This is a genomic window from Acidovorax sp. BoFeN1, from assembly GCF_003345135.1.
Lineage (GTDB): Bacteria > Pseudomonadota > Gammaproteobacteria > Burkholderiales > Burkholderiaceae_C > Acidovorax > Acidovorax defluvii.
This window is the reverse complement of sequence record NZ_QOZT01000052.1, coordinates 1-20,757: the sequence shown is the minus strand read 5'-3', so window position 1 is coordinate 20,757 and position 20,757 is coordinate 1. Positions and strand designations below refer to the sequence as shown.

General features: G+C 65.5%; 17 protein-coding genes. 8 read left to right on the top strand and 9 right to left on the bottom strand.

Annotation, left to right across the window (positions count from 1 at the left end):
- Positions 1-48 precede the first annotated feature (48 nt).
- On the top strand, positions 49-801 hold the full coding sequence (locus DTW89_RS12355) for an SOUL family heme-binding protein (protein ID WP_236637129.1): 753 nt from the start codon (positions 49-51) through the stop codon (positions 799-801).
- Between the two features lie 198 nt (positions 802-999).
- Positions 1,000-2,589, top strand: a complete 1,590-nt coding sequence (locus tag DTW89_RS12350) for a methyl-accepting chemotaxis protein (protein ID WP_114656168.1) — start codon at positions 1,000-1,002, stop codon at positions 2,587-2,589.
- A gap of 279 nt (positions 2,590-2,868) precedes the next feature.
- Here the strand turns inward: DTW89_RS12350 and DTW89_RS12345 are convergent, their stop codons facing one another.
- From DTW89_RS12345 to DTW89_RS12325, 5 genes are all read right to left on the bottom strand, one after another.
- The gene (locus DTW89_RS12345; protein WP_114656167.1) at positions 2,869-3,636 is read right to left on the bottom strand and encodes a metallophosphoesterase family protein; all 768 of its coding nucleotides are present in this window, start codon (positions 3,634-3,636) and stop codon (positions 2,869-2,871) included.
- 194 nt (positions 3,637-3,830) lie between these two features.
- The gene (locus DTW89_RS12340) at positions 3,831-4,247 is read right to left on the bottom strand and encodes an organic hydroperoxide resistance protein (protein ID WP_024813118.1); all 417 of its coding nucleotides are present in this window, start codon (positions 4,245-4,247) and stop codon (positions 3,831-3,833) included.
- A 67-nt stretch (positions 4,248-4,314) separates the two neighbouring features.
- Positions 4,315-4,776, bottom strand: coding sequence for a MarR family winged helix-turn-helix transcriptional regulator (locus DTW89_RS12335; protein ID WP_114656166.1), 462 nt, complete (start codon positions 4,774-4,776; stop codon positions 4,315-4,317).
- Positions 4,777-4,929: 153 nt separating this feature from the next.
- On the bottom strand, positions 4,930-5,778 hold the full coding sequence (locus DTW89_RS12330; protein WP_024813116.1) for a 3-hydroxybutyryl-CoA dehydrogenase: 849 nt from the start codon (positions 5,776-5,778) through the stop codon (positions 4,930-4,932).
- 171 nt (positions 5,779-5,949) lie between these two features.
- Positions 5,950-6,789, bottom strand: a complete 840-nt coding sequence (locus DTW89_RS12325) for an ABC transporter permease (protein ID WP_114656165.1) — start codon at positions 6,787-6,789, stop codon at positions 5,950-5,952.
- Between the two features lie 148 nt (positions 6,790-6,937).
- On the opposite strand from DTW89_RS12325, the gene purT reads away from it, so the two are divergent.
- Positions 6,938-8,152 (top strand): formate-dependent phosphoribosylglycinamide formyltransferase, encoded by a 1,215-nt coding sequence (purT, locus tag DTW89_RS12320; protein ID WP_114656164.1) that lies wholly within the window; start codon positions 6,938-6,940, stop codon positions 8,150-8,152.
- A 125-nt stretch (positions 8,153-8,277) separates the two neighbouring features.
- Here the strand turns inward: purT and DTW89_RS12315 are convergent, their stop codons facing one another.
- Together DTW89_RS12315 and DTW89_RS12310 are read right to left on the bottom strand one after the other, a co-directional pair.
- Positions 8,278-9,159, bottom strand: coding sequence for a PDDEXK nuclease domain-containing protein (locus DTW89_RS12315; RefSeq protein ID WP_236637128.1), 882 nt, complete (start codon positions 9,157-9,159; stop codon positions 8,278-8,280).
- Between the two features lie 19 nt (positions 9,160-9,178).
- On the bottom strand, positions 9,179-10,144 hold the full coding sequence (locus tag DTW89_RS12310; RefSeq protein WP_114656162.1) for an ATP-binding cassette domain-containing protein: 966 nt from the start codon (positions 10,142-10,144) through the stop codon (positions 9,179-9,181).
- 202 nt (positions 10,145-10,346) lie between these two features.
- On the opposite strand from DTW89_RS12310, the gene DTW89_RS12305 reads away from it, so the two are divergent.
- The 4 genes from DTW89_RS12305 (at position 10,347) to DTW89_RS12285 (ending at position 16,066) form a co-directional block, all read left to right on the top strand.
- Positions 10,347-12,161: a PHA/PHB synthase family protein gene (locus tag DTW89_RS12305; RefSeq protein ID WP_114656161.1), complete on the top strand. Its 1,815-nt coding sequence runs from the start codon at positions 10,347-10,349 to the stop codon at positions 12,159-12,161.
- A gap of 234 nt (positions 12,162-12,395) precedes the next feature.
- Complete coding sequence (fabI, locus tag DTW89_RS12300; RefSeq protein ID WP_114656160.1) at positions 12,396-13,175, top strand: enoyl-ACP reductase FabI; 780 nt, start codon at positions 12,396-12,398, stop codon at positions 13,173-13,175.
- A 209-nt stretch (positions 13,176-13,384) separates the two neighbouring features.
- Positions 13,385-14,821, top strand: coding sequence for a bifunctional enoyl-CoA hydratase/phosphate acetyltransferase (locus DTW89_RS12290; protein ID WP_114656159.1), 1,437 nt, complete (start codon positions 13,385-13,387; stop codon positions 14,819-14,821).
- 15 nt (positions 14,822-14,836) lie between these two features.
- The gene (locus DTW89_RS12285; RefSeq protein WP_114656158.1) at positions 14,837-16,066 is read left to right on the top strand and encodes an acetate/propionate family kinase; all 1,230 of its coding nucleotides are present in this window, start codon (positions 14,837-14,839) and stop codon (positions 16,064-16,066) included.
- 96 nt (positions 16,067-16,162) lie between these two features.
- Here the strand turns inward: DTW89_RS12285 and DTW89_RS12280 are convergent, their stop codons facing one another.
- Both DTW89_RS12280 and DTW89_RS12275 read right to left on the bottom strand, forming a co-directional pair.
- Positions 16,163-17,644, bottom strand: coding sequence for an AMP nucleosidase (locus tag DTW89_RS12280; RefSeq protein WP_114656157.1), 1,482 nt, complete (start codon positions 17,642-17,644; stop codon positions 16,163-16,165).
- 52 nt (positions 17,645-17,696) lie between these two features.
- Positions 17,697-19,766 carry a putative bifunctional diguanylate cyclase/phosphodiesterase gene (locus DTW89_RS12275; RefSeq protein ID WP_114656156.1) on the bottom strand — a complete coding sequence of 690 codons (2,070 nt, stop codon included), beginning with the start codon at positions 19,764-19,766 and terminating at the stop codon, positions 17,697-17,699.
- A 150-nt stretch (positions 19,767-19,916) separates the two neighbouring features.
- Between DTW89_RS12275 and DTW89_RS12270 the strand changes: the two genes are divergently transcribed.
- The coding region (locus tag DTW89_RS12270; RefSeq protein WP_147277655.1) for a DUF4010 domain-containing protein at positions 19,917-20,757 on the top strand (841 nt) is incomplete at its 3' end.

Below are 20,757 nucleotides of genomic sequence, written 5' to 3'. Positions count from 1 at the left end.
TGGACCTTCCGTGTCTGGTCGCTGCCACGCGACGAAAGCTCAAGACGCATGCACCTGTTTCTCCACTCAACCCTTGAGAACCCTCCCCGCAGGACAGCCGTCGCCTTGGCGCTGGCGCTGGGCCTGTGGGGGCAAACCGCCATGGCCACTGAAGAACCTGCTTACGAAAAACTGTCCACGCACGGGCACATCGAGCTGCGCCGCTATGCGCCGTTCATCGTTGCCGAGACCACGGTCGCGGGCGATATGGATGCGGCCTCGAACAAGGGCTTTCGCGCCATCGCCGACTACATCTTTGGCAATAACGTGGCGGCGGGGGCTGCCCCGGCCAAGGGCGCAGAAAAGATTGCGATGACGGCCCCCGTGGCGCTGGAGCCCGTCAGCCCGCCGCCGCCGTCAACGCAGACCATCGCGATGACGGCGCCTGTGGCTTTGCAGCCGCTGCCCCCTGCCAGCGCACAGGCCGGCCAGGCGCTCCCCGCGCTGCAGGGCGCCCAAAGCTGGCGCGTGCATTTTGTGATGCCCGCCCAATACACCCTGGCTACCTTGCCCAGGCCCAAAAACCCTGCGGTGACCTTGCGTGAAGTACCGGCCAAGACCTGGGCGGTGTTGAGCTACTCGGGGTTCAACACCGAAGCCATCGTCCAGCAGCGCACCGATGAACTGGTGGCTTGGCTGGCCGCGCAGCAGATCAAGACCCGTGGCAGCCCCCAGCTGGCCCGCTACAACCCGCCGTGGACCCTGCCCATGTTTCGGCGCAACGAGATCATGCTGGAGATAGAACCTGGAAACCCCAGTTGACCGCTTGCGAACGGTGGACTGACGCACAGGAGAGCGCTGCGTCGTCACACCTTGCCTGGCACGCCTATCACGGCACTGTCGGGCACATCCAGCGGAGGTTTCCAGGCTGAATAGTCCAGATGCTCCCCACCGTTTGGGCCATGTCATACTTTGTTACATGCGGATGTGATTCCGTGCACGAAACAGTAGGACGCACGAATGGCGTTGAGCATCAAAACCAAGATATGGCTGCCTGCCATTGCACTGAGCATCGGTCTGGTGCTCATGTCCACCGGCTCTGCCGTGCGCACGGTGAAGTCGCAGGCCATCACGGTCAAGGAGCAGTCCGACCAGCAAAGCAAGCTGGAGCTGGCGTCGCGCTGGCGCGGGCTGGTCGAGGCACAGGCGTTGCGCACCCTGGGGGCGGCACTGGCGTCCGATGAGGCTTCGGCGGCCCTGTTGCAGGGCGGGCAGGAGCAGGCCCTGCAAGAACTCACTCAAGTGCAATCGTCACTGAGCGCGCTGCTCACCGACACCATGGAGCGCGCAGCCCTGGAAGCCGCCACCAGCCAGGCGCAGGCACTGAAGGCATCGCTGGATGCTGCGCAAAAGCTCAAGGCTGCGGGCGACGCAGCCGCGTTGCAGGCGCACATTCAGGGCGACACCCAGGGCAAGCTCAAAGCCTTGCAGAGCGCGCAGCAGGACATGGTGCGCCTGACCGAGCGCGGCGCCACCGAACTGCGCGACAAGGCCGGCAACGAGCGCCTGAAAACCGTGTGGGGCGTGGCGGGCATCATGGCCATCATCATTGCAGCGGTGTGCATCGGCACGCGGCTGGTGCAGCGCAGCGTGACCGAGCCCCTGGCCGACATCGTGCAGGTGACGCGCTCGATTGGCGAGGGCGACCTGACGGTGCGCATCGTCACCGATCGCCAGGACGAGATGGGCGAAGTGCTGCGCGCGCTGGCGCAGATGTCGAATTCGCTGGCCGAACTGGTGGGGCAGGTGCAGCGCTCGGCGGGCAGCATTGGCGCCGCCAGTGTCGAAATCGCCCATGGCAACCATGATCTGTCCAACCGCACCGAGGCCACTGCCGCCAACCTGCAGCGCGCATCGTCCACGCTGGACCACCTCAACGGCGTGGTGGGCCAGTCGGCCGCATCGGCGCGCGAGGCCAACGCGCTGGCGGCCTCGGCCTACACCGTGGCGCAAAGCGGCGGTCAGTCGGTGAGCGAGGTGGTGCAGACCATGCACCGCATCGACCACTCTTCCAAAAAGATTGTGGACATCATTGCCGTGATCGACGGCATTGCCTTCCAGACCAACATCCTGGCGCTGAACGCCGCCGTGGAAGCGGCCCGTGCCGGAGAGCAGGGGCGCGGCTTTGCGGTGGTGGCCAGCGAGGTGCGCTCGCTGGCCGGGCGCTCGGCCGAGGCCGCACGCGAGGTCAAGGCGCTGATCTCCGCCTCGGTGGAGAACGTGGAAGCCGGCACGGCGCTGGTGGACCGCGCCGAGCAGACCATGCAGGAGATCGTGCAGTCGGTGCAGCGCGTCAGCGGCATCATCGAGGAGATTTCTGCCAGCTCCGCCGAACAAAGCAGCCACATGCAGCAGGTGAACTCCACCGTGGGCGAGCTGGAGCAAATGACCCAGCAGAACGCGGCGCTGGTGGAAGAAAGTGCAGCGGCTGCCGGTGCCATGAGCGAGCAGGCCGCCGTGCTCGAACGGCTGGTGGGGCGCTTCAAGCTGGCCGGGGCGGCGCACCAGTCTTCTTACGCACCATCGCCCGCGCTGCTGACGCGAAGCTAGTTCGAGAGGGCCGCAGCCTCTGATGGCCGCACGCTGGCCAGTGCATCCAGCACCATGTCGGGTGTGAGGGTGGAAAAAGGGTGCAGGCCAGGCGCTTCTGGGGAAATGTTCATCGGGCCATCGTAGCCCGCCGTTCAGCGCGGGAGGCGCATGGCCAGCGGATACCCCCGGTCGGGTGTCGTCACGGCGTATTGCATGCGGGGGCTGTGGTCCGTGCCGCGCCCCCACACGCCTTGGGGCTTGGCGAATGCGCGATGCCCTGGCAGGGGCTGGCACGCTTCACCGGCCAAGCGGCAGGCGTTGGGCAAAGTAATCGGGCATGGCGCCTGTGGCGCGAATGGCGGCGGCAGCAGCGCCGTGGTCGTAGGGCACGCGCTCAAAGCGCAGCAACCAGACATCGGTGTCGAGCAGGGCATACATGGCACGCGGGTCGCCGTCGCGCGGCTGGCCTACCGAGCCGATGGTCGCCACCCACTGCTGCGGTGGCGGCACCGGAAGGGCCACGCCCGGCTGGGGTGTAAAGCACACGAGCCCGCGCCAGGTGCCGCGCTGGTACAGCGTTTGCTGGTGCACATGGCCGCAAACCACATGGCAGATGCCGGGGCGCCGGGTTGCGGCGTCCAGGCATTGCGCTGCTGCGGTTTCGTTGTCCACATAAGGCCAGCGCTCGGGGGTGTCTGCGCTGGCATGTGCCAGCAGCACGCCGCCGATCTCGGCGACCAGGGGGCGGGCAGCAAGAAAGGCGCGCTCTTGCGGCGTGAGCTGTTCGTGCGTCCACTGGGCCCCGTATGCCGCCACGGTACTGGCCGCCCGGTCACCGGGTTTTGGAGGGTGCACGGCCAGGGCGTCATGGTTGCCACCAATCACGCAGTGGCCGGCTGCCACCAGCGCCATGGCCTGCCGTACCACGTAGCCGGGGTCGGCGCCATAGCCCACCAGATCGCCCAGCCAGGCAAAGCGCTCAGCGCCTTGCGCTCGGGCGTGGCTCATGCACGCGTCAAGGGCCTGGCGGTTGGAATGAATATCCGACAGCAGGGCCAGCTTCATGGATGTCTCCTTGAGACGCCATCATGCCCCGTCTGGCTGAGACCTGGCTTGCACGTACCCATGCGCCTGAGAGATGTGCGCGATTTTGTCGCGCAGAGTGGCAAATCTGGCGGCAAGGCCGGATGCCATTGGCAAGCGACGGGGCCGCAGCGGCGCACGCGGCGCACGCGGCGCGCTGGTGCGGCCCCGGTGGTTCAGACCAGTGTCAGCGCCACGTCGATGTTGCCGCGCGTGGCGTTGGAGTAGGGGCACACCTGGTGGGCCGCATCCACCAGGGCTTGGGCGGCGCTGCGGTCCATGCCGGGCAGGCTGATGGCCAGGCGCACGGCGATGCCATAACCTGCACCCACCTTGCCCAGGTCCACGCTGGCGTCAACGGCCAGGTCCTGTGGCAGGGTGATTTTTTGCATACCAGCCACGGCCTTCATGGCGCCGATGAAGCAGGCCGAATAGCCAGCGGCAAACAGCTGCTCGGGGTTGGTGCCGGTGCCAGCCGTGCCGGGAGACGACAGCTTGATGTCCAGGCGGCCGTCATCGGTGCGCGAGGTGCCGTCGCGGCCTCCGGTGGTGTGGGCGTTGGCGGTGTACAGAACTTTTTCGAGCGAGGCCATGGAATTTTCCTTTGAAGGTAATGCCCGCAGCGCGGGACGGGGTGGGAACAGAAAGGGGTGGATGGGATCAAGGCGCGCTCAGGCGTGCGCGCAGTGTCTTGAGCTGGCCGGTAAGTGCTGCCAGCTCGGGCAGCGAGCACTGGCTGCGTTGCAGCACACAGGGCGGAATGCTTTCGGCGGCATCGCGCAGCAAACGCCCTGCGGGGGTCAGGCTGATGCGCACGCGCCGCTCATCCTCGGCATCGCGCAGGCGGGCAATCAGGCCCGAGGCTTCAAGCCGTTTGAGCAGCGGGGTGAGCGTGCCCGAATCCAGATACAGGCGCTCGCCCAGGGCGCTCACCGTGATGCCGTCGCCCTCCCACAGCACCAGCATCACCAGGTATTGCGGATAGGTCAGGCCAATGGCGTCCAGCAGCGGCTTGTACAGCTTGGTCATGGCCAGCGAGGCGGAATACAGCGCAAAGCACACCTGGTTGTCCAGTTGCAGGGTGGCGGGGCTGGGTGAGAGGGGCGAGGGCTTGCGTGGCATGGGTTGAATTATTGCTGTCAATTAAATTGTGTACAATTTAACCAAGAAAAGCCCCTATTGAAGAACGGACTTCAGAACATCGGGCGGCCCAAAAAGAAAAGGCGCCCTCGGGCGCCTTGTGCTGTGCCTTGCGTGACCGCAGGGCTTGTTGGCTCAGTAGCTGTAAACGCCACGGCCCGTCTTGCGGCCCAGGCGACCGGCGGCCACCATTTCGCGCAGCAGGGGGCAGGCGCGGTATTTGCTGTCGCCAAACTCCTGCAAGTACACGTCCATCACGGCCAGGCACACGTCCAGGCCCACCATGTCGGCCAGGGCCAGCGGGCCAATCGGCTGGTTGCAGCCCAGCTTCATGCCGGCGTCGATGTCTTCGGGTGTGGCCAGGCCTTCGGCCAGCACAAAGAAGGCCTCGTTGATCATGGGCACCAGGATGCGGTTGACCACGAAGCCCGGGGCGTTCTTCACGGTGATGGGGCTCTTGCCCAGCGCCACGGCCATGGCCTTGACGGCGTCGTGCGTGGCGTCGCTGGTTTGCAGGCCACGGATGATCTCGACCAGCGCCATCATGGGCACGGGGTTGAAGAAGTGCATGCCGATGAACTTGTCGGCGCGGCTGGTGGCGGCGGCCAGCTTGGTGATGGAGATGGAGGACGTGTTGGAGGCAATGATCACGTCAGGGCCGACGATGCCGTCGACCTGCTTGAGGATCTTGAGCTTGAGCTCGTAGTTCTCGGTGGCGGCCTCGATGACGAGCTGGGCGGCCTTCAGGTCGTCGTAGCTGGTGGAGGTCTGGATGCACGCCAGGGCTGCGTCCTTGTCGGCCTGGGTGATCTTTTCTTTTTTGATCAGGCGGTCGAGGCTGCCCGAGACGGTGGCCAGGCCTTTTTGCACGGCGGCCTCAGAGATGTCGACCATGACGACCTTGATGCCCTTGACCGCGCATGCCTGCGCAATGCCATTGCCCATGGTGCCCGCGCCGATGATGCCAACTGTGGTGATGCTCATGTGGAATGCTCTCTGAAAAGTGAAACAACAGGCATCATCGTATCGGTATATGACACCCGTTTCACCGCGCCTGGCGGGCTGGCCAATGCGGTGCAGGGATCAGATTTTTAGAGATTATTGGCGCCAAGAGCTTATGCAGCTTGCGATAGCAGCTATTATATTAATAGCAATTCAAGCCTTGAAGCGCTTGCGTGTCAGCGCCAGCGCCACCCAAAAAGCCGCCACGGTGGTGACCACCAGCACCAGCCCGTGGCGCATCACGTTGTCGGGCCACTGGTCCATGAACAGCGGCCGCACCAGCTCGACCGCATTGGTCAGCGGCAGCCAGTCGGAAATGGCGCGCACCACGGGCGGCAACTGCTCGCGCGGGAAGAACACGCCTGACAAAAACATCATGGGCGTGAGCACCAGCGTGAAGTAGTAGGTGAAAAAATCGTAGCCCTTGGCCAGCGCGTTGAAGATGAGCGCAATGCTGGAAAACATGATGCCCACGAAGAGCAGCACCGGCCAGGCCACCAGCAGCTTGGGGCTGTGGCTGATGCCCAGTGCCAGCATCACGCCCAAAATGGCGGTCACGGTGAACAGCGCCTTGAAAGCGGCCCACAGCATTTCGGCCAGCACCACATCGTCCAGGCGGATGGGCGCGTTCATGATGCCGTCCCAGGTTTTTTGCACATGCATGCGCGAAAACGCCGAATACAGCGCCTCAAAACTCGCCGCGTTCATGGCGCTCATGCAGATCGAGCCGCTGGCCAGAAACAGGATGTAGGGCACCGTCTGACCATTCACATGGATCTTCCCCACCAGTGCGCCCATGCCGTAGCCAAAGGCCACCAGCCACATCAGCGGCTCGGCAATGTTGCCCACCAGGCTGGGAATGGCCAGCTTGCGCCACACCAGCAGGTTGCGCAAAAACACCGGCCACCAGCGGGTTGACAGGCTGGGCGCACGCCACACGGATGCAGGAAGCGGGCTGACAGTGGCAGAGGCGGATGGGAGGGGTGTTGACATGCGCCTATTGTGCGATGTTGTCCGTCCGGACGACAGCCCCGGCAGTAGAGTGCGACCATCGCTTAAAGTCACCACCAACGCGGGGCCGGTGCGCGCACCCCCCGTCCGTTGCCTCGATTTTTCTTCCACTTTTTCTGAAGCACCCACCATGACCACCCTTGGAACCCCCTTGTCGCCCCATGCCACCAAAGTCATGCTGCTGGGATCGGGCGAGCTGGGCAAGGAAGTGCTGATTGCGCTGCAGCGCCTGGGCGTGGAAACCATTGCGGTCGATCGTTACGACAACGCCCCCGGCCAGCAGGTGGCGCACCACGCGCGCACCATCGCCATGAGCGACCCGGCGCAACTCAAGGCCCTGATCGAGGCTGAGCGCCCGCACCTCGTGGTGCCCGAGATCGAGGCCATCGCCACCCACATGCTCGAAGAGCTGGAGGCCGCTGGCACGGTGCGCGTGATCCCCACGGCCCGCGCCGCGCGCCTGACGATGGACCGCGAAGGCATTCGCCGCCTTGCGGCCGAAACGCTGGGCCTGCCCACCAGTCCGTATAAATTTTGCGACTCGCTGGCCGAGCTGCAGGCGGCGATCGAAGGCGAGAACGGCGTTGGCATCGGCTACCCCTGCATCGTCAAGCCCGTGATGAGCAGCTCGGGCAAGGGCCAGAGCAAGATCGACGGCCCGGCCGACGTGCAAAAGGCCTGGGACTACGCCATGGCCGGTGGCCGTGTCAGCCACGGGCGCGTGATCGTCGAGGGCTTTGTCGATTTCGACTACGAAATCACCCTGCTGACCGTGCGCGCCGTGGGCAACGACGGCAACGTGCAAACGCAGTTCTGCGAACCCATCGGCCACCTGCAGGTGCACGGCGACTATGTGGAGAGCTGGCAACCCCAGCCCATGTCATCGGTCGCTTTGGAGCGTGCCAAGGCCATCGCCCAGGCGGTGACCGACAACCTGGGCGGCCAGGGCGTCTTCGGGGTGGAGCTGTTTGTGCAGGGCGACCAGGTCTGGTTCAGCGAAGTGAGCCCGCGCCCGCACGACACGGGCCTGGTCACGCTGTGCACGCAGCACCAGAGCGAATTTGAGCTGCACGCCCGCGCCATCCTCGGCCTGCCGGTGGACACCAGCCTGCGCAACCCCGGCGCCAGCGCCGTCATCTACGGCGGCGTGGAGGCCGCAGGCATCGTGTTCGACGGGGTGGAAGAAGCCCTGCGCGTGCCCGGCACCGACCTGCGCCTGTTTGGCAAGCCCGAGAGCTTTGCCCGGCGCCGCATGGGCGTGGCGCTGGCGCGTGCGGGCGATGTGGAGACGGCGCGGGGCCATGCCAAGCTCGCGGCCAGCAAGGTCAAACCGCGCAAGGCGTGATGCTAAAAATTTAAGCCAAATTGGCCTCTAGCGCTTATCCAGCAAGCGCTAGTAGCTATTTTTTTAGGAATTGTCTCGCCACCCAAGCCCAGCGCAGAAAAAGAGCCGGTGGACAAGGCGCGGGCTCATTCCCCGCCCCCCAGCTCGCTCTCGATTTGCTCGATGCTGGGCAAACTGGTTTGCAGCGCAGCGGGTAGGGATTCAATGAGCTGGTATTCCGCCACGCCAATGGGCTGGGCGGTGTCCCGCAGCGCGTATTCGGCCACCACCTTGTTCTTGGTCTTGCACAACAGCAGGCCAATGGTCGGGTTGTCCTGTTCGGCCTTGACCTGCATGTCCACCGCCGTCAGGTAAAAGCCCAATTGCCCCAGATGCTCGGGCTTGAACTTGCCGCCCTTGAGCTCGATCACCACATAGCAGCGCAGTTTGAGGTGGTAGAACAGCAGGTCGATAAAAAACTCATCGCCGCCTACATTCAGCATCACCTGCCGCCCCACGAACGCAAAGCCGGCGCCCAGCTCCAGCAGGAATTCCGTCACGTGCTTCACCAAGGCGTGTTCGACCTCGCGCTCTTGTGCCTCGTCGGTCAAGCCCAGAAAGTCGAAACGGTAAGGGTCTTTCAGCGATTCGCGCGCCAAATCGGACTGAGGCTTGGGCAAACTCGCTTCGAAGTTGGTGACTGCGGAGCCACTGCGCTCCAGCAAGCGGGTTTCGATCTGCATCACCAACACATTGCGCGACCAGTTGTGCTGGATGGCTTGGGCCGCATACCAGCGGCGGGTTTCGGGGGTGGAGAGCTTGTCCAGCAGCGCCAGCTGGTGATACCAGGGCAATTGTGCAAGCACCGCTTGCACAAATTCATCATCCGGCCACGCCTGGGCAAAAGACCGCATGCACTTGAGGTTGCGCGGCGAAAACCCCTTCATCTCGGGGAACGCCGTGCGCAAGTCGTGCGCCAGCCGCTCAATCACCTTCGCACCCCAGCCTTGTCGCTGGGGAGCACCCATTGCGCAAGCCTGTGCGCGCTCAGCCATCCTCCCGGATCTGCCGCCCGGTGAGCTTGAGGAACAAATCCTCCAGGTTGGCTGGCCGGTGCAGCGTGCGCAGGTGCCCGTGCTGCCCCAGCGCCTGCAGCAGGGGTTGGGCGTTCTGGGTGTAGAAGAAAACGGTCTCGCCGCTGACCTCCACGCGGGCGGCCAGCGCGCGCAGGGCGGCGTCATGGGCCAGGGGCACGGCGCCCACGCCATAGACCTCCACCACGTCGGGCTCCAGATGCTGGGCGATCAGCTCGCGCGGGCGGCCTTCGGTGATTTTCTTGCCGTGGTCCAGCACCAGCAGGCGCGAACACAGGCGCTCGGCCTCGTCCATGAAGTGGGTGGTGAGCAAGATGGATTTGCCCTGCTGCAGCAGCAGTTGCAGGCGCTCCCACATCAGGTGGCGCGCCTGCGGGTCGAGCCCGGTGGTGGGCTCGTCCAGCAGCAGCAGGCGCGGGTCGTTGACCAGCGCGCGGGCCAGTGACAGGCGCCGTTTCATGCCGCCCGACAGCTCACCGGGCTTGGCGTTGGCCTTGTGCGTGAGCGCAGCAAATTCGAGCAGGCGGGGCACACGCTCGTCCATCACCGCGCCCTTGATGCCGAAGTAGCGGCCGAATACGCGCAGGTTCTCGGCACAGGTGAAGTCGGGGTCCAGTGTGTCGAACTGGGTCACCACGCCCAGGTGGGCCTTGATGGCCAGGGCGTCGCGGGGCATCTGCAACGGGTCTGCTGCCGCGCCGGCGTAGAACTGCACCGTGCCGCCGTCGGGGGCGGTGTGCCCCAGGCACATGCGGATGGTGGTGGTTTTGCCAGCGCCATTGGGGCCGATCACGCCCAGGCATTCGCCCGGGGCAATGGCAAAAGATACATCGTCGACCACCGTGGTGTCGCCGTAGCGTTTGCTCAGGTGGCTTGCCTCGAACAAGGGCTGGGTTGGGGGCGCGAGGGTTTTGTCCATGGGAAGAGATTTTGAACCAAATCGGCGTTCGGCGCCCGTGCTGAAAGCGCTATAAGCTATGAATTAAATAGCATTTTGGTGAACGTGCAATCAATTGACGGTTATCCAGTTTCATGAAATTGCCATATTTTTGAAATCGCCGTGGGTACCAATCTGGGTATCCTGTGATTCAGTTATCTACCCATGGTCTGGAAAGCAACATATGAATCCACTGCCTCCCCCCGCAGCAATATCCGAGCGGCAACGCCAGGCGGCCAGGGCCCTGGACGAGACAGTGCAGGCGCAGCTGGCGCGCGCCAACATGGGGCTTTCGCCGGTGTCCATGGCGCTGGCGGCGGCCGACTGGGCCATGCACCTGGCCTTGTCGCCCGGGCGGCAAATGGTGCTGGGGCAGCGCGCCCTGGCGCTGGCGCAGCAGGCCTGGCTGGCTGCGGCGCGCCCGCAGGCAGACGATCAGGGCCTGCCGTTGCCCGAGAAGGATGCACGTTTTCGCGATGAAAGCTGGCAGCAATGGCCGTTCAGTGCCCTGAAGGAAGGCTTCAAGGCCCGCGACGCCTGGTGGCGCGAGGCGGCGCAGGTCGATGGCTTGACGCGCCATCACCAGCATGTGGTGGATTTTTTCACCCGCCAGGCGCTGGATGCACTGTCGCCCTCCAACTGGCCCGCCACCAATGCCGAGGCACACCACCGGGCGCGCGCAACCGGCGGAACAAGTCTGCTGGCGGGCTACCAGAACTTCACCAAAGACCTGCAAAAGCACCGACACGCGCCGCCCGATGCCGACCCGCAAACGCTGGAGCCTCTCACCTTTGAGGTGGGCAAGGATGTGGCCGCCACGCCGGGCAAGGTGGTGTTTCGCAACCACCTGATCGAGCTGATCCAGTACACACCCACCACCGACAAGGTTTATCCGGAGCCGCTGCTCATCGTGCCCTCGTGCATCATGAAGTACTACATCCTGGACCTCTCGCCCGCCAATTCCATGGTGCGCTATCTGGTGGGCCAGGGCTATACGGTGTTCATCGTTTCCTGGCGCAACCCCGACGCATCCGACCGAGACCTGGGCATGCAGGACTACCTGCGCCTGGGCGTGATGGAGGCCATGGCGGCCGTCAAAGAGCGCACGCAAGCGCCGCGCATCCACGCGCTGGGCTACTGCCTGGGTGGCACCTTCCTGGCCATGGTGGCGGCGGCCCTGGGGCACGAAAGCCGCGCAGATCAGGGCAAGGGCCCGGCGCGAGAGCATGTTGCCTTTCCGCCCCACATGCCCGAGCTGGCCTCGGTCACGCTGCTGGCGGCGCAAACCGATTTCAGCGAGCCCGGTGAGATGGGCGTCTTCATCGACGACGACCAGATCCAGGCGCTGCGCCAGGACATGGAGCGCAAGGGTTATTTCTCGGGCAAGGCCATGGCCGGCTCGTTCCAGTTTCTCAATGCGCGCGATCTGGTGTGGTCACGCAGCACGCGCCGCTACCTGCTGGGCCAGGACGAGGTGGACTTTGACCTCATGAGCTGGAACGCCGACGTCACGCGCCTGCCTGCGCGCATGCACTCCGAATACCTGTCGTCGCTGTTCCTCAACAACGCCCTGGCCACGGGGCAGTACCGCGTGGGCGGCGTGGGCGTGGCGCTGATGGACATCCATGCGCCGATGCTGGTGGTGGGCACCACGCGTGACCATGTCTCGCCCTGGCGCTCGGTGTACAAAATCCACCTGCAGACCGACACGCACGTCACCTTTGTGCTGGCCGCCGGGGGGCACAATGCCGGCATCGTCTCCGAGCCCGGCCGCCCGCGCCGCAGCTACCAGATCGCCGCCACCGAAGACGGCAATGGCTGGACGGGCCCTGACGAATGGGAAGCCAGCGCCCCGGTGCGCGAGGGCTCCTGGTGGGAGGCCATGGACGCCTGGCTCAAGGAGCGTTCGGGCAAGCCCGTGGCGCCGCCCCCCATCGACCCCGCCCATGTGCTGTGCGATGCACCCGGCGAAAACGTCATGGTGCGCTATGCCGACTGAAGGCTTGCTTGCAAACGAGCAGGTGGCAGTGCATTCCGCGTGCCGCACCACGGTGCCTGCCCCCAGGCGATCCACATGCCGAGATTTCAGGCCGGTTATGCCGGTTATGCCGGTTAAGAAGGGTGTGGCGGGCAGCAGGCTGCGTCGGCCAGTCGATCCACGTTAAACACCTCGCGCGCTGGCCGGGCACTGCCTGGCCAAGCGCCTTTTTCCTACGCCCTCAACACTGCACCCATGACAAAAAACAACAACGCATTCAGCCTGGCCGGCAAAAAGGGTCTGATTCTGGGCCTGGCCAACGAAAACAGCATTGCCTGGGGCTGCACCCAGCTGGCGCACCAGATGGGCGCCGAACTGGTGGTGTCCTGCCTCAACGACAAGGCGCGTCGCTTTGTCGAGCCGCTGACCGCGCCGCTGGGCGTGGATCTGGTGGGCTGTAATGTCGAGGAGGACGGCGAGCTCCAAGCCCTGGTGGCGCGCGCCGCGCAGCGCCTGGGGCAGCTCGATTTCGTGATCCACTCCATCGCCTGGGCGCCGATGGATGACCTGCACGGCCAGGTGATCGACAGCTCGCGCAAGGGCTTCTCGCGCGCCATGGAGGTGTCGTGCCACTCGTTTGCCCAGCTGGCCCGGCTGTGCGTGCCGCACATGGCGGCGGGCGGCAGCCTGCTGAGCATGACCTACCTGGGCGCTGACGAGGCCGTGCCCAATTACGGACTGATGGGGCCGGTAAAGGCCGCGCTCGAATCTCTGGTGCGCTACATGGCGCTGGAGCTGGGCCCGCAGGGCATTCGGGTGCATGCCGTCTCGCCCGGCCCCATCCTGACCCGGGCGGCTTCGGGCATTGCCAGTTTTGACGAACTCATGGCCAACGCTGCGCTCAAGGCGCCGCTCAAGCGCCTGGTCACGCTGGAAGAAATTGCCCAGCTCAGCACCTTCCTGTGCTGCGACGCGTCCTCCGGCATGACCGGCCAGACCATCTATGTCGATGGCGGCTGTCACGCCGTAGCCTGAGATGCAACGACACCCCCTGAGGTGCTGCGCACCTTCCCCCCGCTCTCGCCTCGCTGCGCGATGCGGGCAGGGGGACGCCACCAGCGCGGCGGGGCGGCCCTTGCGCGGTGGCCGCTGGCCTGGGCCGCGCCCGTTTCCACCGCCGGGTCATCGGGCTGAACCCTCATCCGCATGCATCCGCTCTGTTTTTCACCAAGGATCTCCGCAACATGAACATGGCACCCAACACCGAATGGCTTGAAAACGTCACCTACGACGAACTCAGCGTGGGTCAGAGCGCGCGCCTGCTGCGCACCCTGACGCAGGCCGACATCCAGGCCTTCGCTGCCGTCTCGGGCGACACCAATCCCGCCCACCTGAACCCCGAATACGCCAACGACACGCTGTTCCACGGCGTCATCGCCCACGGCATGTGGGGCGGCGCACTCATCTCGGCGCTGCTGGGCACGCAGTTCCCCGGCCCCGGCACCATTTACCTGGAGCAGGTGCTGCATTTCACCAAGCCGGTGCGCATCGGCGACACGCTCACCGTGACGGCCACTGTGGCCAGCAAGGACGATGAGAAGAAGCGCATCGAACTCGACTGCGTGGTCACCAACCAGAAGGGCCAGAGCGTGCTGCACGGCACCGCCCGTGTGATGCCGCCCACCACCAAGGTGCGCATCCCCAAGATCAACGCGCCGCAGATCCAGCTGTTCGACCCCGAAGCCCGCTTCAAGGAGTTGCTGGCGCTGGCCGACGGCATGCCTGCCGTGCGATGCGCCGTGGTGCACCCGTGCGACGCAGGCTCGCTGAGTGGCGCCATGGACTCGGCACGCTACGGCCTGATCGTGCCGGTGCTCGTGGGCCCCGAGGCGCGCATCCGTGCCGTGGCCGCCGAGGCGAACATCGACCTCGATGGCGTTGAAATCATCCCGGTCGAACACAGCCACGCCGCCGCTGAAATGGCCGCCGGCATGGCCGCGCGCCGCGAGGTCGAGGTGCTCATGAAGGGCAGCCTGCACACCGACGAAATGGTCAAGGCGGTGCTGGGCCAGCCGGCGCTGCGCACGGGCCGGCGCATGTCGCATGTGTTCCGCTTCGACGTGCCGCTCTACCCCAAGCCACTGCTGATCACCGACGCTGCGCTCAACATCCGCCCCAACCTGGCCGAGAAGGCGGACATCATCCAGAACGCCATCGACTTTGCCCGCATCATGGGTGTGGCCCAGCCGAAGGTGGCCATCCTGTCGGCGGTGGAGACCGTGAACGCCAACATTCCGTCCACCCTGGACGCCGCTGCCCTGTGCAAGATGGCCGACCGCGGCCAGATCACCGGCGGCCTGCTCGACGGCCCCCTGGCCTTCGACAACGCCATCTCGGCCCATGCGGCCGAGATCAAGCACATCGAATCGGCGGTGGCGGGCGATGCCGACATCCTGGCCGTGCCCGACCTGGAAAGTGGCAACATGCTGGCCAAACAGCTCGAATACCTGGCCGGTGCCTCGGGTTCGGGCCTGGTGCTGGGCGCGCGCGTGCCCATCGCCCTGACCAGCCGTGCCGACGGCCCCACGGCCCGCGTGGCCTCGGCCCTGCTGGCAGTGCTGGCGGCTTACGACGCCCGGCGCGAGCGCGCGCTCAAGCTGGCAGCCCCCATCAAAGACTGAAAGGCCCCACTCGCCATGGCTATTCTTGCTGTCAACGCGGGCTCGTCATCGCTCAAGTTCTCGCTCCACCCCCTGCACGGCGGTGAGGTGCAGCCCAGCGTGTTGACCGGTTGCATCGAGGGCCTGGAGCCCGCAGGCTCGCCCGAGATGGAGTGGTCTTTTGCCGGCCAGCGCCAGCGCCAGGCCGTCACGGGCCAGGGCGAGAGCCCTTTTCTGCGAGCGCTGGACAGCTTGCGCAGCCTGCTGGCGGGCCTGGAGGGTGCGCCCACCATCCGCGCCGTGGCGCACCGCGTGGTGCACGGCGGCCAGGATTTTCGTGACAGCGTGCTCGTCACCGATGCGGTGCTGGAGCGCCTGGAGCGCCTGAATTCGCTCGCGCCCCTGCACCAGCCGCACAACCTGGCGGGTGTGCGCTCGTTCCGCCAGGCCTTCCCGGCGCTGCCCCAGGTGGCGTGTTTTGACACCGCCTTTCACGCCGGGCTGCCCGATGTGGCCCGCGCGTTTGCCTTGCCGCAGTCGCTGACGGAGCAGGGCGTGCGCCGCTATGGTTTTCACGGTCTGTCTTACCAATACATCATGGGTACGCTGCTGGAGCACTCGCCGCGCGCGCACGGCCGCGTGCTCATGGCCCACCTGGGCAACGGTGCCAGCCTGTGCGCAGCCCGGGGCGGGCGCAGCGTGGCCACCACCATGGGTTTTTCGGCGCTCGACGGCCTGATGATGGGCACGCGCAGCGGCACGCTCGACGCCGGCGTGCTGCTCTACCTGATGGAGCAGGGCTGGGACCACGACCGCATCCAGAAGCTGCTTTACAAGCAAAGCGGGCTGTTGGGCGTGTCGGGCATCTCGGCCGACATGCGCCGCCTGCGCGCCGACGGCAGCCTTGCCGCGCAGCGTGCCATCGACCAGTTCACCTACCGCGTGGTGCGTGAATCGGGCGCCATGGTGGCCTGCATGGGCGGGCTTGACGTGCTGGCGTTCAGCGGCGGCATTGGCGAGCACGACGCCCAGCTGCGCGCCCAGGTGTGCGAGCAGCTTGGCTGGATGGGGGTGCGCATGGATGCGGGGCGCAATGCCAGCGCGCCGGGCGACGCTGCCCACGCCATCCATGCCGAGGGCAGTGCGGTGGAGGTGTGGGTGGTGCCCACCGACGAGGGCCGTGTGGCCGCACGCGAAGCGGCCCGCCTGCTGTACCAGGAGGATGACGCCCCCACCCCGGTGCCCCTGCCGGAGGCGCAGGCATGAATATGCATGAAAAGTGGCTCAAGCGCTTATGCAGCAAGCGCTAATAGCTATTGAATAAATAGCAAAAGCCGATATTCCGGGCTTTTGTCGGGGCGCTTACTGGAACGCCACTTCGGCAAAGCTGCGCAGCTTGCGGCTGTGCAGGCGGTCCACACCGCCGGTGCGCAGGATTTCGACGGCGCGCATGCCGATCAGCAGGTGTTGCTGAACGCGCTCGCGGTAGAAGTGGTTGGCCATGCCGGGCAGCTTGATCTCGCCGTGCAGGGGTTTGTCGCTCACGCACAAGAGCGTGCCGTAGGGCACCCGAAAACGAAAACCGTTGGCGGCAATGGTGGCGCTTTCCATGTCCAGCGCCACGGCGCGGCTCTGGCTGAAACGGCGCTGGGGCAGGTTGTCGGGCAGCAGCTCCCAGTTGCGGTTGTCGGTGCTGGCCACGGTGCCGGTGCGCATGATGCGCTTGAGCTCGTCGCGTCCCATTTGCGTGACGTCGGCCACGGCCTGCTCCAGGGCCAGCTGGATTTCGGCCAGCGCGGGGATGGGCACCCACAGTGGCAGCTCTTCGTCGAGCACATGGTCCTCGCGCACATAGGCGTGGGCCAGCACGTAGTCGCCCAGCTGCTGGCTGTTGCGCAGGCCCGCGCAGTGGCCCAGCATCAGCCAGGCGTGCGGGCGCAGCACGGCGATGTGGTCGGTAATGGTTTTGGCGTTGGCCGGGCCCACGCCGATGTTGACCATGGTGATGCCGCTGCGGTCGGCGCGCACGAGGTGGTAGGCCGGCATTTGCGGCAGGCGCGGGGGCTGTGTGCCCAGTTCGTCGCCCGCCTGCGCGGGCAGCCCCGTGCGGCGCGTGACCACGTTGCCGGGCTCTATGAAGGCGATGTATTCGCTGTCGGGCTTGGCCATTTCAGCATGGCCCAGGCGCACGAATTCGTCGATGTAGAACTGGTAGTTGGTGAACAGCACGAAGTTCTGGAACCACTCGGGCGCCGTGCCCGTGTAGTGGCGCAGTCGGTGCAGCGAGTAGTCGACGCGCGGCGCGGTAAAAAGCGACAGGGGCTGCGCCTCGCCCGGGCGGTGCTGGTGCGTGCCGTTGGCAATGCCGTCGTCCATGGCGGCCAGGTCGGGCAAATCGAACAGGTCGCGCATCAACATGCGGCGCTCGGGCGTCAGCGTACCCTCCACATGGTCATGCTCGGCAAACGAGAAGTGGATGGGGATGGGGTGGGCGCTGGTGCCCACCTCCAGGTCCACGTTGTGGCTGCTGCGCAGCAGGCGAAACTGCTCGGCGTAGTAGTCGGCAAACAGGTCGGGCCGCGTGAGGGTGGTCTCAAAGCGCCCGGGGCCTTCGACGAAGCCGTAGGCCAGTTTGTTGTCGGCGCGCGCCACCGTGGTGGTGTGCACGCGCACGAACGGATAAAACGCCCGCACCGGGGCGGGCGGGGTGTCGCCGCCCACAAAGCTTTGCATGGCCGCGCGCAGGTGGCCGATCTGTTGCTGGTAGATGCGCTGGATCTGGGCCAGCGCATCGGCGGGGTCGGTGTGGCGGGTGGGCGCGATGAAGTCGGTAATCTGGGGCATGGGCCTATTGTCCACATGCGCATGGGGCGCGTGTGACAGCCTTGCGCTCAGGTCAGCCCTGTGGTGACAACCAGCGCTGGGTGGCCTGTGCATCCATCGGGGCCGACACCAGAAAGCCCTGCACCAGGTCACAGCCCAGGCGGTGCAGCAGTTCTTTCTGTTCGGCCGTTTCCACGCCCTCGGCCACGGTTTTGAGTTGCAGGCTGTGGCCCATCTGGATGATGGCGGTGACGATGGCCACGTCGTCGGCGCTTTGGGGGGTGTCCATCACGAAAGATCGGTCGATCTTGAGCTTGTCGATGGGGTAGCGCTTGAGGTATGCCAGCGAGGAATAGCCCGTGCCGAAATCGTCAATGGTGACCCCCACGCCCAGTGCCTTGATGGCGTTGAGGGTTTCCAGCACCTGCCCCGTGTGGTGCATCAGCACGGATTCGGTGAGCTCGATTTCCAGAAAACGGGGCTCCAGCCCGGTGGCATGCAGCACGGCAGCGAGTTCGCCCGCCACGTCGCGCTGGCGAAACTCCAGCGCCGACAGGTTGACGGCCACCGGCACCATGGCCAGGCCTTCGTTTTGCCAGGCCTTGAGCTGGCGGCAGGCCTCGTGCATGACCCAGCGGCCAATGGGTGTGATGAGCCCGCGTGATTCGGAGAAGGTGATGAACTCCTCCGGGCCGACCAGGCCCCGCTCGGGGTGCTGCCAGCGCACCAGCGCCTCAAAGCCCTTGAGGGAGCCATCTGCCAGGCAGATCTGCGGCTGGTAGTGCAGCACGAAGGCATTGCTGGCAATGGCCTCGCGCAGCTGGCGCTCTTGCTGCAGCACATCGGTGGCGTGCACGTCCATGCCGGGTTGATAGAACTGCCGGTTGCCCCGGCCACTGTCCTTGGCGTGGTACATCGCCGTGTCGGCGCAGCGCAGCAGTCCCTGGACGGTGGTGTCGTCGCCCGGAAACAAGCTGATGCCGATGGAGGGCGACATCGTGAGCGGCAGCTGACCCACGGTGAATGCGCTGCGCATGGTTTCGATCAGCTTGTCGGCCACCAAGGCGGCATCGTCGGGCGTGTGGATGTCGGTCAGCACCGCCACGAATTCATCTCCGCTGAGCCGCGCCACCAGATCGGTGTCGCGCACGCTCTGGCGCAAGCGTTCGGCCACATCGCACAGCAACTGGTCGCCGGCGTGGTGGCCCAGTGAATCATTGACGGTCTTGAAATGGTCGAGGTTGATGAACAAGACCGCCACCTGGGATTTGCGCCTGCGTGCCATCGACAGCACCTTGCCCAGCTGTTCCATCAGAAAGCGGCGATTGGGCAGCTGGGTCAGGGTGTCGTGCAGTGCCAGAAAGGTTTCGCGCTCCTGTGCCTCTTTGCGGGCCGTGATGTCGCGCACCACCACCACGCGGTAGTCGGCATGCAGTTGCGGCATGGTCTTGCCCACCACTTCGACGGGAATTTCGTGCCCGTCCTTGTGCCGAATGGTCACTTCATAGGGGTCTTCGCGGCCGCTGCGCGTGTACTCGTAGGCCACGGACCGCCACTCGGGACTGATGAAATTGAAGATCGACAGGCCCATCACTTCCGGCAGGGTGTAGCCCGTAAGCCGCGTCAACGCGTCGTTGCCGTCAGTGATCAGCCCGTCGCGGTGAAAGAGAATGGCCTCATCGGTGATTTCGGTGAATTTGCGCATGCGCTCTTCACTCTGGCGCACGGTACTGTCGGCTTGCCAGCGGTCGGTGATGTCCGTGATCAGCACGAACGAGCCCAATTGTTGTTTCTGCGGGCTGAAGTGCGGGATCAGGTTGACCTCGATCATGCGGGACTCTCCACTGGAGATGGTCTGTTCGCGCATGTACTTCACATGCTCCCCGCGGGTCGAGCGCTCGATATAGGGCTGTATGGCCAGCCATGCCTTGGTGCCAATGGCCTCCTGCACGGTCAGGCCCACAATGGATGCGACGGAATGCCCGTTGTAGGCGGCATACCCCTGGTTGGCAAACTGGCAGCGCAGGCCGGGCAGGTCGAAATAGGCCATCAGGGCCGGGACGGAGTCGGCGATCAGCCGCAGCAACGCGTCGCTGGAGCCTTGGGGTCCAGAAATGGGGGCTTCTGAGGTCAGTTCGTGCATGTTCGGGGGCCAGTTGAACCAGTTATAGCCGATTGACCTGACGCGAAACCTAAGGGCAACTCCGCATGGTGGGCGGCACGGGGCGCCGGTTGTTTTGTGCTATTTCTGTCACCATGTTGTAGGGTCTGTAAAGAAAGGTGCACAAGCCCCATGCAGGATTTTGCAGGTTTTTCGACGGCGCTGGCCGTGCTGGCGAGCGCGGCGGGATGCGGCTTGCTGATGGGAATCGAGCGCGAGCGTCGCAAGGGGGCGGGGCCCGACCGGGCACTGGCCGGGGTCCGGTCGTTCACCCTCGCCGCCATCGGCGGTGCCACCGCCGCCCTGACGGGCATTCCTGCCCTGATGGCGGTTGGTGCGGCATTGGTGGCGGCCCTGACGGTGGTGGCCTATGCCCGGGACCGCTCGGGCGACCCGGGCGTGACCACCGAGATTGCGCTGTTGCTGGCCTACCTGATCGGGGTGACCTGCGCACGCGACCAGTTGCTGGCTGCCGCCCTGGCGGTGGTGGTGACCGGCTTGATGGCGCTGCGGGACACGTTGCACCAGTTTGCCAATCAGTGGCTTCAGCCCGGCGAGGTGCGCAGCGGGCTCATCTTGGCTGCGCTGGCCTTGCTGGTGTATCCGCTGGCGCCTGACACCCCCCTGTGGCAGGGGGTGCTGAACCCCCAGGTGATGGTGCGCCTGGTCATTGTGCTGCTGGTGATCCAGTCTCTTGCGCATGTGGCCAAGCGCCTGATGCAGGCCCGCCATGCGCTGGCGCTGTCGGCGCTGGCATCGGGGTTTGTGTCCAGCACGGCCACCATTGCCAGTCTGGGCATGGAGGTGCGCACCGGGCACAGCGCGCCGCGCGCCCATGCGGGGGCTGCCGTGCTTTCGTGCGTGGCCACCATGGTCCAGATCGCCGTGGTGGCTGCCACCGTACAGCCGCAGTGGCTGGCGCGGCTGTGGTTGCCCGCACTGGCGGGGGGGTGTGTGGCGGCTGCTATGGGGT